10 protein-coding genes are annotated in these 15827 nt (G+C 64.7%); 7 read left to right on the top strand and 3 right to left on the bottom strand.

Annotated elements, in window-relative coordinates; translation table 11 throughout:
- Nucleotides 1-69 precede the first annotated feature (69 nt).
- Both KP003_RS08975 and KP003_RS08970 read right to left on the bottom strand, forming a co-directional pair.
- The gene (locus KP003_RS08975; RefSeq protein WP_216499246.1) at nucleotides 70-630 is read right to left on the bottom strand and encodes a DNA-3-methyladenine glycosylase; all 561 of its coding nucleotides are present in this window, start codon (nucleotides 628-630) and stop codon (nucleotides 70-72) included.
- Nucleotides 631-639: 9 nt separating this feature from the next.
- Nucleotides 640-1269, bottom strand: coding sequence for a DUF4136 domain-containing protein (locus KP003_RS08970; RefSeq protein ID WP_217300598.1), 630 nt, complete (start codon nucleotides 1267-1269; stop codon nucleotides 640-642).
- A 248-nt stretch (nucleotides 1270-1517) separates the two neighbouring features.
- On the opposite strand from KP003_RS08970, the gene KP003_RS08965 reads away from it, so the two are divergent.
- Nucleotides 1518-2000, top strand: coding sequence for a universal stress protein (locus tag KP003_RS08965; protein WP_216499249.1), 483 nt, complete (start codon nucleotides 1518-1520; stop codon nucleotides 1998-2000).
- Nucleotides 2001-2026: 26 nt separating this feature from the next.
- On the top strand, nucleotides 2027-2203 hold the full coding sequence (locus KP003_RS08960) for a rubredoxin (RefSeq protein ID WP_216499250.1): 177 nt from the start codon (nucleotides 2027-2029) through the stop codon (nucleotides 2201-2203).
- A 73-nt stretch (nucleotides 2204-2276) separates the two neighbouring features.
- Here KP003_RS08960 and KP003_RS08955 read toward each other — a convergent pair whose 3' ends face one another.
- Nucleotides 2277-2483, bottom strand: coding sequence for a hypothetical protein (locus KP003_RS08955; RefSeq protein ID WP_239027643.1), 207 nt, complete (start codon nucleotides 2481-2483; stop codon nucleotides 2277-2279).
- 158 nt (nucleotides 2484-2641) lie between these two features.
- Between KP003_RS08955 and KP003_RS08950 the strand changes: the two genes are divergently transcribed.
- The 5 genes from KP003_RS08950 to KP003_RS08930 all read left to right on the top strand — a co-directional run bounded on the left by KP003_RS08950 (nucleotide 2642) and on the right by KP003_RS08930 (nucleotide 15827).
- On the top strand, nucleotides 2642-3322 hold the full coding sequence (locus KP003_RS08950) for an ABC transporter ATP-binding protein (protein ID WP_216791644.1): 681 nt from the start codon (nucleotides 2642-2644) through the stop codon (nucleotides 3320-3322).
- The gene (locus KP003_RS08945) at nucleotides 3315-5813 is read left to right on the top strand and encodes an ABC transporter permease (RefSeq protein ID WP_217300596.1); all 2499 of its coding nucleotides are present in this window, start codon (nucleotides 3315-3317) and stop codon (nucleotides 5811-5813) included. Before KP003_RS08950 ends, KP003_RS08945 begins: the two co-directional genes overlap by 8 nt.
- Before the next feature lie 111 nt (nucleotides 5814-5924).
- Nucleotides 5925-6578, top strand: coding sequence for an arylesterase (locus tag KP003_RS08940; protein ID WP_216791641.1), 654 nt, complete (start codon nucleotides 5925-5927; stop codon nucleotides 6576-6578).
- Nucleotides 6579-6834: 256 nt separating this feature from the next.
- Nucleotides 6835-8448 carry a PfaD family polyunsaturated fatty acid/polyketide biosynthesis protein gene (locus tag KP003_RS08935; RefSeq protein WP_216791640.1) on the top strand — a complete coding sequence of 538 codons (1614 nt, stop codon included), beginning with the start codon at nucleotides 6835-6837 and terminating at the stop codon, nucleotides 8446-8448.
- Nucleotides 8445-15827 carry a type I polyketide synthase gene (locus tag KP003_RS08930; protein WP_216791638.1) on the top strand — a complete coding sequence of 2461 codons (7383 nt, stop codon included), beginning with the start codon at nucleotides 8445-8447 and terminating at the stop codon, nucleotides 15825-15827. Before KP003_RS08935 ends, KP003_RS08930 begins: the two co-directional genes overlap by 4 nt.

Here is a 15827-nt window from a genome sequence, read left to right as displayed (position 1 = left end):
GATCTCTGTCAGGTCCACCACAAGGGGGAGAAGTGCGGTAAAGAGGAGGGGCGTGGATTGATTGTGCTGTTACTTCCTGGATATGTACCTGCTTCCCTCGAGGTAGAAGCGAAGCGGCTTCGCGGCCCAGATGCCCGAGTATGCGACGCCGATGCGAGGCCGCGCCACCACCTGGCGCGCTTCGTTCTCGTCCCGGGGCGCGATGAAGAAGTCCGGGCTCTCAAGGTCGTGGCCGTTGTGGCGCAGATCGATCCCCATGGCACGGCAAAGCAGCCCCGGTCCCTGGCTGCGATCGCGCAGGTTTCGCACCGGCTCCAGGGCGCGCAGCAACACGGCGCAGGCGTTTCCTTCCCGCTCGGTCACCACGTTCATGCAAAAGTACATCCCGTAGATGAGATAGACGTAGGCAAAGCCGGGCGGGCCGAAGAGGATGCGGGTGCGCGGCGTGAGCCCCCTGGAAGAGTGCGCCGCCAGGTCGAGCTCGCCGAGATACGCCTCCACCTCGACGATTTTCCCCACCCTCACCTCTCCGGCCACATCGTGGACCAGGAATGCTCCAAGGAGATCGTGTGCCACATCAATGGTGTCGCGGTCGTAAAAGGAGCGCGGCACCGGGCCCAGGCAAGGCATCGGGGACTCCTAGATCAGTTCTTCCTTTTTGAGGGATTTGACCACCTTGTGCGCCAGGTCCTTCCCTACCCTGGTGACAGCTTCCGGCTCGTAGGCCTGCATGGTGCCGGCCCAGAGCAGTTTGTCGGAACTCGCGTCGAACAGATTTACCTGCACGGTGGCGATGTCGTAGGTGGTCACGTAGCTCGGGCCGTAGATGGCCATGGATTGGTAGTAACCGGGGAAGTTCCAATCCGGGAAGGCGGGAGGATACCAGTAGCCGGGATACGGCGACGCGATTGCACTAGGTTGCACCGTCATCTGCTTTTCCACCTTGATGGTCTGCACGGTGAGTATTCCCTGCGATCCCGTTGATCGCACGGCCCGGTCGAGTGCGTGCCAGTCCGGCAGCGTTGCCTGCGACAGGATCGTATGGCTCGCTACCGCCTCGACCCCATGCTTTTGCAGTTCACTGACCAGCATGTCCTCGTACACGGCGCGGCCCCCCCCTTGTCTGGCGAAGCTCACCACGAGCACTTTGTGCACCCGGCTGCCGGTCAGCGCCGGGTTGCGCCAGGTGTCCACCACGGAAACCGAAGCGCAGGAACAAAGCAGGGTGGTCAGGCACAAGAGTACGGCGATCCTGATCAGGTTGCGCATGTGTCACCTCCGTTAACGGCGTGGAATTACCTGCAGGCAGGGTTCAGAAGGGGGCCGGTGCAAGATTGGAAATATTTATACCAAGTTGCCGCAGGTTGGCAATCGTATATACTGGGGTGGTCGATCATTAGCGCCTCTCCTTCGTCGGATTCGTTGACACCTAAAACAGGTGGCACGGTACAGGCGGATGCTTTTTTTGCAGAAAAACCGGGATCCACACAAGCGACGTTCACTCAGGAGGCAAGGCCATGGAAAATTACAAACGCGTTCTCGTGGTCAACAGGATGAGCGAATACTGCCGGGATGCAGTCCAGGCAGGCGTCTCAATCGCCAGGAGATACGGCTCCGAACTCATGGTGCTCCATATCGTCACCAGTCCGGAAGGGACCATGAGCATGGCGGGAGGCGCGCTGAATGCGCCCAGCGCCATTCCCGACGAGGTCAAGAACTACGCCAGCACCAGGGAGCGGGCCAAGGACGAACTCGACAAGATGATCGGCCAGGAGATACGCTCCGGGCTTCCCATCAAGGTCCTCATCAAGGAAGGAAAGCCGGTCGACGAGATCATGCAGGTGGTGAAGGACGAGAAGATCGACCTCATGGTGCTGCTTGCCCATGAAGAAGGGCGCATCGAGCATATACTCTTTGGCCGGGACAACGACGCCATCCTGCGTCGCATGCCCTGCAGCATCCTGCTCGTCAAGAGGGAGCCGGATTCGGTTGAGTGGTAGCACGCGCAAGCGAGGGGAGATTGCCCATGCAGCGATGGATCTGCACCATTTGCCAGTACGTCTACGACCCTTCCGAGGGGGACCCCGTCAACGACGTCCCGCCCGATATCTCGTTCGAGGAGTTGCTGCCTGACTGGCACTGTCCCGTGTGCAAGGCCGCCAAGGGCTTCTTCGAACCGTATCCCGAGGAACCGGAGCGCTGACGGGGTACCGGATTACCAGATAGAAACCTGCGGGGCAGTTCCTGGGACCTGCCCCTTTTCTTTTGAGTCGCGTTCAACGGTAGGGATGGCGGGCGGGGTGCTCTGTATCGAACAGCTCACAGTCGGGATGCCTGCAGACGATGTCATAGCCGACCGGCAGCGCGTAACGGCACTCCGCCTCATCGAGGCTGCAGTAGTATAAAGGCTTGCCGCTGCCTGGCATGACGGCCCCGACGCTGCTGGTTTTACAGTCGGCGAAGCAGCGCACCCTTTTTTTCATTCGACATCCGGACTTTCGCATGGCAACCTCTCCTGGTTTTGGAACTATGTAGGAACGAGAAATCATGCGTCCCGAGCTGGAGAGTATAATAAAAAAATTCTAACTGTAAACTTCCGTCTGTGCAGTTCAGCCTCGTTGAAGATCGGAACCCTACCCTGATGACCATCCTGCAAGCGCTCGACGTTACCAAAAACTACCGTATCGGCAGCCGCGACATCACCGTGCTCGACCGCATTTCCCTGGAAGTGTCCGAGGGGGAATTCCTGGTGGTAAAGGGAGAAAGCGGCAGCGGCAAGTCGACCCTCCTCACCATACTTTCCGGCTTGGACCGCCCCGATCAAGGGCGCGTATGCATCGAGGGGCGCGACATCACCGACCTCGCCGAGGACGCCCTCGCCCCGCTGCGCAACAGCACCTTCGGTTTCGTGTTCCAGTCCTTTCACCTGGTGCCATCGCTGACGGCCCTGGAGAACGTCACCTTCCCGGCCGAGCTGAGGCAGGACCGCGCGGCCCGGTCCAAGGCGGAGGCGCTCTTGGAGCGCGTCGGCCTGGCACACCGGATGGCCAGCTTTCCGCACCAGCTCTCCGGCGGCGAGAAGCAGCGCTGCGCCATCTGCCGCGCCCTGATCAACGACCCGCGCATCATCTTCGCTGACGAACCGACCGGCAACCTCGACTCGGTCAACGGATCCGCGATACTGCAGCTGCTCCTGGAGCTGCAGCGCGAGCGCGGCACCACCCTGCTCCTGGTGACCCACAGTCCCGAGATCGCACGGAGCGCGGACCGCGTGGTGACGCTCAAGGACGGGCGGGTGGTCACGGACACGGCGCATGGTTAACCTCCGCTTCATCGCGCGACAGATGACCGGAGCGAAGCGGCAGTGCGCCGTCTTCATTCTCTGCGTCGCGCTCTCCATGATCACCCTGGTCTCGTTGGGGAGCTTCCGGGAGAGCGTCGAGAGCTCTCTTCTGCGCGACGCGCAGTCGCTGCATGCCGGCGACGTCATCGTCAGGTCCCACGCCCCCCTCCCCCCTTCTGTGGAAAAGGAAATCGCCACACTGGTGCAAAACGGACAGGCCAAAAGTGCCAGGTTTTGGGACTTTTACTCCGTGGTCCAGAAGGTAACGGGTGAAGGTTCCCTGCTCTGCAACCTGAAGGTGGTCGAGCCGGGGTACCCCTTCTACGGCAGGGTGCTGCTCCGCTCAGGAAAGGCGCTGGCCGAGGTGCTCAAGCCGGGGAGCCTGGTCGTGGAACAGCAGCTTCTGGACCGCTTGCACCTGCGCCTGGGAGATTCCCTCAAGGTGGGGAACGAAACGCTGGTCGTACGCGACGTGGTGTTGCAGGAGCCTGACCGGCCGGTGAATTTCTTTTCGCTGGGCCCCAGGGTTTTCGTCGCAGCGGCGGACAGGGAGGCGCTCGGGTTGATCGGCTTGGGGAGCCGCGTTGAGCACGTGACCCTGCTCAAGCTGGCGCACCAGGGGGACCTTGATGCCGTCGCCGCACGCCTTGCGGCCGCAAGCGACGAAACCCGCGTACATGTCGCCACCTACAAGAACGCCGGCTCCCGGGTGAAGCGCTTCTTCGACAACCTCCTCTTCTTCCTCAACCTGAGCGGCATCTTTACGCTGCTTCTTTCGGGCTTCGGCATCCAGAGCACCCTTTTCGCCCTGCTGAAGGAGCAGGAGCGGACCATCGCGGTACTGAAGGCCCTGGGGGCGAAAAGCCGCTTCATCATCGGGCACTTCCTCTCCGTGACCCTGGTTCTCGGGGCGATCGGCACCCTGGTCGGCCTCACCGGCAGTTTCGTGTTACAGCGCTTCCTTCCCGCCCTGTTCAGCGGGCTCATACCCGCCCAGGTGACGCTGCAGATCTCGTTCAGTGCCATCTGGCAGGGGATGTTCATCGGCCTGACGGTGGTGCTCCTGTTCACCGCCCTCCCCCTTTACCGGCTCAAGGAGGTGAAGCCTCGCGCCATCTTCGGCAAGGAGGACGCCGCCAGGATCTGGAGCCGTTCCTCCTGGATCATCGCCGGGCTGGGCGCGCTCTTTTTTCTCTCCATGGTGCTGCTCCGGCTGCGCGACCTGAAGACGGGGCTTTACTTCATGCTGGCCCTCGTGGCGCTCATCCTGGTCTCCTACCTGCTTGCCAGCCTGGTGCTGCGGCTGCTCAAGGCGAGCCGACCGGGCAACCTCGCGCTCAGGCAGGCACTCAGGGGGCTGTTCCGGCCGCACAACGCCTCCCTCTCCATCATCGTCACCCTTTCAGCCGCCCTGGGGGTGATCTTCTCCATCACCCTGGTAGAGAAGAACCTCGACGCAAGCTTCATCGAATCCTTCCCGCCCGGCGCCCCCAACGTCTTTCTGATCGACATCCAGCCCGACCAGAAGGAAGGCGTGGCGAGGCTTCTGGGGGGGGGCGCCGACTACTACCCCATCGTCAAGGGGACGGTGATTGCCGTTAATGACAAGGCGATCGATCCGGAACAGGAGCGAAAATCGCGCGGCGACAACCTTGGGCGGGAGATGAACCTTACCTATCGCAGCGATCTCCTTTCCGACGAGCGCATCGTTTCCGGCGGCACGCTCTTTAGAAAGGACTGGAAGGATGCCTTGCAGGTGTCCGTGCTGGACACGGTGCTCAAGATGCACGACATGAAGGTCGGCGACAGCATCACCTTCAAGATCCAGGGTGTCCCGATGACCGCCCGTATCGCAAGCATCCGCACCCGCACCAGCAGTGGTTTTACGCCCTTTTTCTATTTCGTTTTCCCGCCTGATGCGCTTTCTGGCGCGCCGCACACCATCTTCGCCGCGGTCCGGGTGGACAAGGAGCGCATAAGCTCCCTGCAGAACCAGGTCGTCGCCCAGTTTCCCAACGTGAGCGTCATAGATCTCACCGAGACGGTGGTCGTCTTCGGGCGCATCATGGGGAAGCTTTCCACCATCGTGCGCTTCTTCACCGCGTTCAGTATCGTCGCCGGGGTGCTGATCGTGGTAAGCTCGGTGTTCGCGACCCGCTACGCCCGGATCCAGGAAGCCGTCTACTTCACCATCCTGGGGGCGAGGCGCAGGTTCGTGCTGGCGGTTTTCGCCGCAGAGAACCTGCTGCTGGGGCTCGTCAGCGGCGTGATCGCCCTATTCATGTCCCAAGTGGCCAGTCTGCTCATCTGCCGCAAGGGGCTCGACATGGGGTACCAGCCTTACCCCGTTGACAGCCTGCTGCTGTTGCTGGGGACCACGTCATTGGTGGTACTGGTCGGTTTGGCCGTGACCCTGCCGCTGCTGCGCCAAAAGCCGGTGACCTTCCTGCGCGAGCAGTCGGACGAGTAGAAAGGCGAAGGACTAGAGGCTAGGGGGCGGCGCGTCCCCCCCCGCTTCACTGAGGGCACTGGGGCCACGGCGGGCACTGGGGCCACGGGTCCGCCTGCAAAGGAGAAAGACATGCGCAGCTTCTTCACCATCTTCACCCTGGCACTCTGCGCCGTTGCCGGCGCGGGGGCGGTGTTCGCCGCAGGCGACGCCAAACCGGCCGGCCGCGGCACCATCGTCGCCTTCGGCGACAGCCTCACCGCCGGCTTAGGCGTGCCCGAATCGGAAGCGTACCCGGCCCGGTTGCAACATAAACTGCAGCAGGCCGGCTACCAGTGGACCGTGATCAACGCCGGCATCAGCGGCGAAACCAGCTCCGGCGCCCTGGCCCGCGTGGACTGGGTCATGAAACTCAAGCCCGACATCGTGATCCTGGAAACCGGCGCCAACGACGGGCTGCGTGGCCAGGATCCCGAACTGACCCGCCGCAACATCGACAAGATCGTGGCCTCGCTGCGGGCCAAGGGGGTGGTCGTCGTCCTGGCGGGCATGAAGATGCTGAGGAACCTGGGACCTGCCTACACCGGCAAGTTCGCCGCCATCTACCCCCGCGTCGCCAAGGAACACAAGGTGATCCTGATCCCGTTCTTTTTGGACAAGGTGGCGGGCAAGGAGAGTCTCAACCTCTCAGACGGCGTCCACCCTACCGGCACGGGTTACGCCATCATCGTCGATACGGTTTATCCCTACCTGCTCGAGGCCATCAAGCAAAAGGGAGGACATTGAGCCACGGTTCCTCCTCCCGAACTGTTAAAAGTTGCCCTGAACCCGCGTCTTGTCTTGCTTTTTTGCACGATTTAATGTACAGGTACTCTGTTAAACTGGGCACCATTGCATACAGCCGGATCCGCTTTTCGTTGCAGCAATCGACCAGATGCGCGAAGCTGCCTTCTCTATGCCCGAGCCGTACATTTCTGCCTTTTTCAGTACCTTTACGCCGCCGCAACTCCGCTGCAAATTCGTGGCAACAGGAGAATCCCGTTTGGATCTTTTTTCTCTTCAGGGCGAGTCTGGCGCTCGCTCTGCCAAATCCGAGAGTTCCGAGCATGCCGTTATGAGTCTTAGAGACGCGCTCCGCGTCGTACGCCACCCCCTGTACCTGGTGCAGCGGGACGGCGACCTCGTCCCCCAGTTGGGCGGCGCTGGGAGCGTGCAGTCCTGCGTGGGGTACGCCCCCGCCTGCCTCCCCGAGAACCTGGGCGACCCCTCGTTCTGCCGCGAGATCGGCATCCGCTACCCGTACCTGGGCGGCTCCATGGCCAAGGGGATCAGCTCCGCAGCCATGGCAGAAGAGCTCGGGCGTGCCGGGATGCTCGGTTTCTTCGGTGCTGCCGGCCTCCCCATCGCCACGGTTTCCGAGACCGCCGATCGGCTGAAGGCATCCCTTGGCGACATCCCCTACGGCTTCAACCTGATCCATTCCCCGCACGAGCCGGAGCTTGAGAAGGAACTGGCCGAGCTCTATATCCGCAAGGGGGTCCGCATCATCGAGGCCTCCGCCTTTCTCGCCCTGACCCTCCCCCTGGTGCGCTACCGCCTGCACGGCATCAAGAGAGCCGACGACGGCAGCATCGTCACCCCCAACCGGATCATCGCCAAGGTGTCGCGCGAGGAGTTGGCGGCGAAATTCTTCGCCCCGCCCCCCGAGAAGCTCCTGCGCGCCCTGGTTGAAAACGGCTCCATCACCGCCGAACAGGCCGAGCTCGCCGCCCACGTGCCGCTGGCCCAGGACGTGACCGCCGAGGCCGATTCCGGCGGACATACCGACAACCGCCCGGCCATGGCCCTGTTCCCGACCATCAACTCGCTCGCCGCACGGCTTGAGCGTCAGTACGGCTACGGCTGCAAGCTTCGCGTCGGGCTCGGCGGCGGCGTCTCCACTCCCGCCTCTGCCGCAGCCGCCTTCGCCATGGGTGCCGCGTACGTCATGACCGGCTCGGTAAACCAGGCCTGCGTCGAGTCGGGCACCTCGGACACCGTTCGCGCCATGCTGGCAGGTACCCGCCAGGCCGACGTCACCATGGCCCCCGCCGCCGACATGTTCGAGATGGGTGTCACCGTGCAGGTCTTGAAGCGCGGCACCATGTTCCCGATGCGTGCGGCCAAGCTGTACGAGCTCTACCGCGCCTACGGCAGCATGGACGAGATCCCGGCCGCGGAGCGCGAAAAGCTGGAAAAGACCATGTTCCTCGCGCCCCTGGAAGAGATCTGGCGCGGCACCCGGGATTACTTCCTCAAACGCGACCCCTCACAGGTGGAGCGCAGCGAGCGCGACCCCAAACACAAGATGGCGCTGGTCTTCCGCTGGTACCTCGGCATGGGTGCGCACTGGGCCAAGGACGGCGTTGAAGCCCGCAAAATGGATTACCAGGTCTGGTGCGGCCCCGCCATGGGCGCCTTCAACGAATGGGCTGCCGGCTCCTTCCTCGAGGCGGCAGCCGAGCGCAAGATCGTCACCGTTGCGCTCAACATCCTGCATGGCGCGGCGCACCTGACCCGCGCCAACTTCCTGCGCAGCCAGGGCATCGAGCTGCGCCTGGAGGAGATCGCACCGCAACCCCTCGAAATCGCACAAATCAAGGAGTACCTTTGTTGAAAACTGATGATCTGAAACCTGCCGTCTCCAGCAACGGAACTCAGCTTGCCATCATCGGCATCGGTTGCCTCTTCCCGCAAGCAGCGGATAAAAACGCCTACTGGGCCAACATCGTGGACGGGGTCGACGCCATCACGGAAGTCCCCTCCACCCACTGGCCGTTGGACGCCTATTACGACGAGGATCAGAAGAGCCCGGACCGCACCTACGGCCGCCGCGGCGGCTTCCTCTCTCCTGTCGACTTCAACCCGATGGAGTTCAACATCCCGCCCAACGTCCTGGAGGCGATCGACACATCCCAGCTCCTGGGCCTGGTCGCCGCCGGTCAGGCGCTGAAGGACGCCGGTTACGGCCCCGAGCGCGCCTTCGACAAGAGCAACGTCTCCGTCATTCTGGGCGTCACCGGGACCCTGGAACTGGTCATCCCGCTGGGGGCGCGCCTTGGTCACCCTGTCTGGCGCTCCGCGCTCAAGGACGCCGGTGTCGACGAGGAGACCGCCAAGGACGTGGTCGAGCGCATCTCCGACTCCTACGTCCCGTGGCAGGAAAACTCCTTCCCCGGCCTTCTGGGGAACGTGGTCGCGGGGAGGATCAGCAAACAGTACGACTTAGGCGGCACCAACTGCGTGGTGGACGCAGCCTGCGCCAGCTCCTTCAGCGCACTGCACCTCGCCTCCATGGAACTCATGTCCGGCAAATCGGACATCGTCGTGAGCGGTGGCATCGACACCTTCAACGACATCTTCATGTACATGTGCTTCAGCAAGACCCCCGCCCTTTCCCCCACCGGTAACGCCAAGCCGTTCGACGTCTCGGCCGACGGCACCATCCTGGGCGAAGGGCTCGGCATCGTGGTCTTGAAGCGCCTGGCGGACGCTGAGCGCGACGGCGACCAGATCTACGCGGTAATCCGCGGCATCGGTTCTTCCAGCGACGGCAAAGGGGACGCCATCTACGCGCCGAGCTCTGCCGGTCAGAAGAAGGCGCTCCTCAACGCCTACAGGAACGCGGACGTCACGCCGGAAACCATCGGCATGCTGGAAGCGCACGGCACCGGCACCAAGGTCGGCGACGCCGTCGAAGTGAGCGCGCTGCGCGAGGTGTACGGCAAGGCCGATAACCCGTGGTGCGCCCTCGGTTCGGTGAAGTCACAGATCGGCCACACCAAGGCCGCGGCGGGTTCCGCCGGCCTCATCAAGGCCGCGCTCGCCCTGCACCACAAGGTGATCCCGCCTACCATCAAGGTGCAGACCCCGCAGCAGACGGTTGTGGGCGACAGTTCCCCCTTCTATCTCCCGACAGCCAAGCGTCCCTGGTTTCCCCGTCCCGATGCGCCGCGCCGCGCCGCGGTCAGCGCCTTCGGTTTCGGCGGCTCCAACTTCCACGTGGTCCTCGAGGAATATCAGCCCAAGAAGCAGGGCGTGGACTGGGACGGCAACACGCAGATCCTGGCCTTCTCCGGTGCCGACGGCGCTGCCCTGGCCGCCAAGCTCGACTCGGTTCCCGGCGACAGCGCCTGGGGCGCCCTGCGCGACCTGGCGCTTAACTCCCGCGCCTCCTTCGACGCGAAGGCGCCCTGCCGTCTCGCGCTGGTCGTGGAGCGCGGCAAGACCAACCTCGCCTCCCTGGTGAAGAACGCCCGCGCCATGCTGGACAAGAACGCGAAATCCGCCTGGCAGACACCCGACGGCGCCTACTTTGCCTGCGGCGGCGCGCCCGGCAAGCTCGGCATGCTGTTCCCCGGCCAGGGCTCGCAATACACCGGGATGCTCAACGACCTCGCCTGCACGTTCCCGCAGGTGCTCGATGCCGTTGTCGCTGCCAACGACGGCTTCGTCGCCGCTGACGGCAAGATGCTTTCCGATTTGATTTACCCCCCCTCCTCCTTCGATGAGGCAGGCCGCGCCAAGCAGGAAGAGGAACTGCGCGCCACCCAGGTCGCCCAGCCCGCCATCGGCGCCACCAGCCTCGGTGCACTGCGCGTGCTGCGCGATTTCGGCGTCGAACCCGACGCGGTCGCCGGTCACAGCTACGGTGAACTCACCGCCCTGTGCGCCGCCGGAAGGCTCGACGAAAGCGCCCTGCACGAACTGTCCCGCCTGCGCGGCAAGCTGATGGGCGCCGGCTCCGGTGACAAGGGGAGCATGTTGGCCGTCTCCGCGCCGCTGGAAAAGATCGCCGAGGTCGTCGCCGCCGAGAAGCTCGACCTGGTCATCGCCAACAAGAACGCCCCCACCCAGGCCGTTCTTTCCGGCGCCAGCGCCGAGATCAAGCGCGCCGTGACCGTCTTCAAAGGACTCGACCTTACCTGCAAGGAGTTGCCGGTTGCCGCCGCCTTCCATAGCGCGCTGGTCGCCGACGCCGCCAGGCCGTTCCTGGCCGCGCTGGAAAAGATCGACATGCCGCAGGCAAAGATCCCGGTCTACGCCAACACCACCGCCGCCGTCTACCCGGCCGACGCGACCGCTGCCAAGGCACAGCTTGCCGCCCAACTCGCCAAGCCGGTCGAGTTCGTCGCCGAGATCGAGGCGATGTACGCCGCCGGGATCACCAACTTCGTCGAAGTGGGCCCGGGCAACCGGCTGACGGGCCTCGCGCAGGCCATCCTCGGCAATCGTCCCCACGCGGCCTTCGCCCTCGATGCCTCCTCCGGCAAGCGTGGCGGGGTCGCCGACCTGGCCCGCACCCTGGCGCAGCTTGCCGTGCTCGGCTACGGCGTGAACATGGCGCTCTGGGACGAGGGGCATACCCCCGCCCCGGCACCGACCGGCAAGAAGCCCGCGCTGACCATCCCGCTGTGCGGCGCCAACTACGTGAAAGCCAAGCCGAAGAAGCCGCCGGTCCAGCCGAAACCCGTCATGGTGGCGGCACCGCAGGCTCCGGTCGCTACGGCAGCAGCATCCGCTGCTCCGGCTCAAGCCGCAGCCGTCGTACCGCAGCAAGCCGGCTACCAGAACGCCGCACCCGTAGCGCCTGCCTATCAGCCGCAGCCTGTCGCTCAGCCGGCCTCTCATGGTGCGTTGAACGAGTCTCTGCGCCTGGCCCGTGAAGGAATGGCTGTTCTGCAGAAAATGCAGGAGGATACCGCGCTGCTGCACCGCCGCTTCCTCGAAGGGCAGGAAGCCGCAGCGAAGACCTTCCAGACACTCCTCGAACAGCAGCAACGGCTCATCATGGGCGCACCGATTGCTCCGGCCACCTACGCGACGCCGGCTGCAGTTGCACCGGCCGCGCCCGTCGCCGTCCCGCAGGCGCCTGCCTACGTGGCCCCGGTTGCCGCTCCGGTTGCCGCCCCGGTTGCCGCTGCCGTTGCCGCTCCGGCTGTTGCCATTGCAGCTGCGTCGCCTGTCGTGGCCGCGCCCGCTGTTTCGGCACCTGCCGCTCCGAAGGGCGCCGACGCCAGTCAGATTACCCAGACCCTCTTGACCGTGATCTCCGAGAAGACCGGCTATCCCATTGAGATGCTTGAACTGGACATGGGCATGGATTCCGATCTCGGCATCGATTCCATTAAGCGCGTCGAGATCCTCTCCACCCTGCAGGAGCGCCTTCCGGGCTCTCCGGTGATTGGACCTGAGCACCTCGGCACCCTGCGCACCTTGGGGGACATCGCCGGGCACCTCGCCGCCGGTACCGTATCGACCGTATCGACCGTATCGACCGTATCGACCGTCGCTGCCAGCGCTGCCGCGCCCGTTGCCGCGCCGCAAGCGGGTGCCGCCGCCAGCCAGGTAACCGAAACCCTCCTCGCCGTGGTCAGCGAGAAGACCGGCTACCCGGTTGAGATGCTGGAACTCGAGATGGGGATGGACTCCGATCTCGGCATCGATTCCATCAAGCGGGTAGAGATCCTCTCCACGCTGCAGGAGCGCCTCCCCGGCTCCCCGGCCATCGGCCCCGAGCACCTGGGCACCCTGCGCACGCTAGGCGACATCGCGGGCCATCTCGCTGCTGGTGCGGTTGCCGTTGCAGCAGTAGCACCCGTTGCTACCGCCGTTGCCGCCACCGCTGCTGGCATTGGCGCCGCACAGGTGACTGAAACTCTCCTCGCCGTCGTGAGCGAGAAGACTGGCTACCCCGTGGAAATGCTCGAACTGGAAATGGGGATGGACTCCGACCTCGGTATAGATTCCATCAAGCGGGTCGAAATCCTGTCCACGCTGCAGGAGCGTCTGCCCGGCTCCCCGGCTATCGGCCCCGAACACCTTGGCACTTTACGTACCCTGGGCGATATCGCCGGGCACCTCGCCGCGGGCACGGCTTCCGTAACAGCGGCAGCCCCGGTAGCAGCACCTCAAACTGCGGCAGCGGCACCTGCCGGTGCAGACGTCGCAGCCGTTCTGCTTGAGGTAGTGAGCGAGAAGACGGGCTATCCGACCGAGATGCTTGAACTGACCATGGGCATGGACTCCGACCTCGGCATCGACTCCATCAAACGCGTCGAGATTCTGTCCACGCTGCAGGAGCGCCTCCCCGGCTCGCCGACCATCGGGCCGGAACACCTGGGCACCCTGCGCACCCTGGGCGACATCGCCGGCTTCCTCGGTGCCGGACCTGCCGCTGCTACGGTTGCTGCTGTTGCCGCCCCGACTGCGCCTGCTGCACCCGTTGCGGCCCCAACCGCCGCTGTCGATCACGCCGCCGTCTGCGAAGCCCTGCTCGAAGTCGTCAGCGACAAGACCGGCTACCCGGCCGAGATGCTGGAACTGACCATGGGCATGGACTCCGACCTGGGCATCGACTCCATCAAGCGTGTCGAGATCCTTTCCGCCCTGCAGGAGCGTCTCCCGGCGTGCCCGGCCATCGGCCCGGAACACCTGGGGACGCTACGGACCTTGGGCGACATCGCCAATTTCCTCGCTGGTCCTGCACAACCGGCACAAACGGCTGCTTCCGCACCGGCCGCCCCTGCCGCCCCTGCCGCTGTCGAGGTTGCTGCTCCTGTCTCTACCGATGCAGCGCCTGCCGTTGCCGCTGCCGCTCCGGTAGAGACAACCGCTCACCCGATCCAGCGCAGCTCCATGATCCCGGTGCTGCTCGGAGACAGTGACGATGACGCCATCACCCTTGCCAACGACGGCGAGATCTGGGTCACCGACGACGGCTCCGCCTTTGCCGCGGAACTGTGCGGCATCCTGCTCGAGCACGGCTGCTCGGTGCGCAAGGTGAACGCGGCACAGGCACAACAGATCGCACCGGCTGGGAAGCTCTCCGGCCTGGTCATCTGCGCGCCCGTGGCCGGCACCGACGACCTGTTCCTGGAAAACGCCTTCCTGCTCCTCAAGAACGCCGCAACGGCCTTGATCGAGTCCGGGCGCGCCGACGGCGCCGTGTGCGTCACGGTTTCCCGCCTGGACGGCGCCTTCGGTTTCGGCTCTACCAAGACGCTGAAGGATCCCCTTTCCGGCGCCCTGGCCGGTCTCACCAAGACCGCCGCCTTCGAATGGCCGGAAGTCACCTGCAAGGCGATCGACCTGGGCGAATTCGCCCATCCCGCAGCCGCCGCAGGTGCCGTGGCCGTCGAAATGCTGCGTAGCGGACCGGTAGAAGTCGGCCTGACCCCGGAAGGTCGTTTCGGCCTGCAGACTGCCGTGCTTCCGGCCGCATCGGCCCCGACCGATCCGGTCCTGGAGCAGGGTGACGTCGTGGTCATCACCGGCGGCGGCCGAGGTGTGACCGCCGTTTCGGCGCTGGCGCTGGCGAAGGAATATCATCCGTTCCTGGTGCTTCTCGGCCGCAGCCCGGAGCCGCAGGAGGAGCCCGCCTGGCTCGCCGGCATCATGGACGAAGGTGAGATCAAGCGCGCCATCATGCAGCACGCCACCGGCAAGCTCCATCCCCGCGAAATCGAGGAGCGTTACCGCTCCGTGGTTGCCGGGCGCGAACTGCGCGAGACGCTGACCGCCATCGCCGCCACCGGCGCCGAGGCCATCTACCGTTCGGTCGACATCCGTGACCAGAGCGCGATGGAGCTCCTGCTCGGCGAGGTGCGCCGCGCCCACGGCCCCATCCGCGGCGTGGTGCATGGCGCGGGCGTCCTGGCCGACCGGCTCATCGTGGACAAGACCCCCGAGCAGTTTGAGCAGGTCTACTCCACCAAGGTGCACGGTCTGCGCGCCCTGCTCCACGCGACCCGCAACGACGACCTCAAGTTCATTGCCCTCTTCTCCTCCTCCACCGGCCGTTTCGGCCGCGTTGGACAGGTCGATTATGCGGTGGCCAACGAGGTGCTGAACAAGACCGCCCAGGCCGAGGCGCGCCGCCGTTCCGGCTGCCGCTGCGTCAGCATCAACTGGGGACCGTGGGACGGCGGGATGGTCACCCCGGCACTGAAGAAGGTATTCGCCTCCGAAGGGATAGGCGTCATCGGCCTTGCCGAAGGCGGCGATTTCCTGGCACGCGAGATCTCCGCAGCCGACGCGCCGGTGGAAATCGTGGCCATCGCCCAACTCCCCGGTCAGGTGGGCGGCGCCGCACCCGCGGCCGGCAAGCAGCAGAGTCTGTCCGAGGCGTTCTCGCTCACGCTGACCGTTCCGGAATACCCCTTCCTGCGCTCCCACGTGCTGGACGGCAAGGCGGTGCTTCCCATGGCCGTCATCGTCGAGTGGCTCGCCCACGGCGCGCTGCACGGCAACCCGGGTTTCCGTTTCCACGGCTTCAATGACCTGCGCATCTGCAAGGGGGTCGTCTTCGAGGACAACACCCCGTTCACCCTGAACGTGATGGCGGGACGCGCTGAAAAACGTGAGTCGTTCTGGCTGGTTCCTGTTGAACTCTCCAGCCCGGGCGTCAACGGCAAGACCATCCTGCACGCCCGCGCCGAGATCGTGCTGGCCACCAAGCACCCCGAGGGGATCCGCTCCATCAAGGAGATCCCGAGCACCCCGTACGCACCGCGCGACGGCGTGATCTACAACAACGAGCGCCTGTTCCACGGGCCGGACCTGCACGGCATCGAGCAGGTGGACGGCTGCTCCGCCAAGGGGATCGCCGCCTCGGTCAAGGGCGCACCGGCGCCTGCCAAGTGGATCAGGCGTCCCCTGAGGAGCTCCTGGCTCACCGATCCGCTGGTCCTCGACAGCGCCTTCCAGATGATGATCCTCTGGAGTTTCGAGCGCTTCGGCGCAGGTTCCCTCCCCTGCTTCGCCGCGCGCTACCGGCAGTTCCAGGAGTCCTTCCCGCGCGAGGGGGTCCAGGTCGTCATCCGCGTCACCTCCGAGAGCCAGCACGGTGCCAGCGCCGACATGGAGTTCCTCGATCGCAGCAGCGGCAAGCTGGTCGCACGCCTGGAAGGATACGAGTGCGTCATCGACCCCTCTTTGAAGCAGGCCTTCCAGCGCAACAAGCTTAGAACCGTGACGGTTGTGGGGGCGGCGTAG

This window comes from Geomonas diazotrophica, from assembly GCF_019063885.1.
GTDB classification, from domain to species: Bacteria; Desulfobacterota; Desulfuromonadia; order Geobacterales; family Geobacteraceae; genus Geomonas; species Geomonas diazotrophica.
Note: the sequence above shows the minus strand (reverse complement) of the source record. Positions and strands in the feature narration are given on the sequence as shown.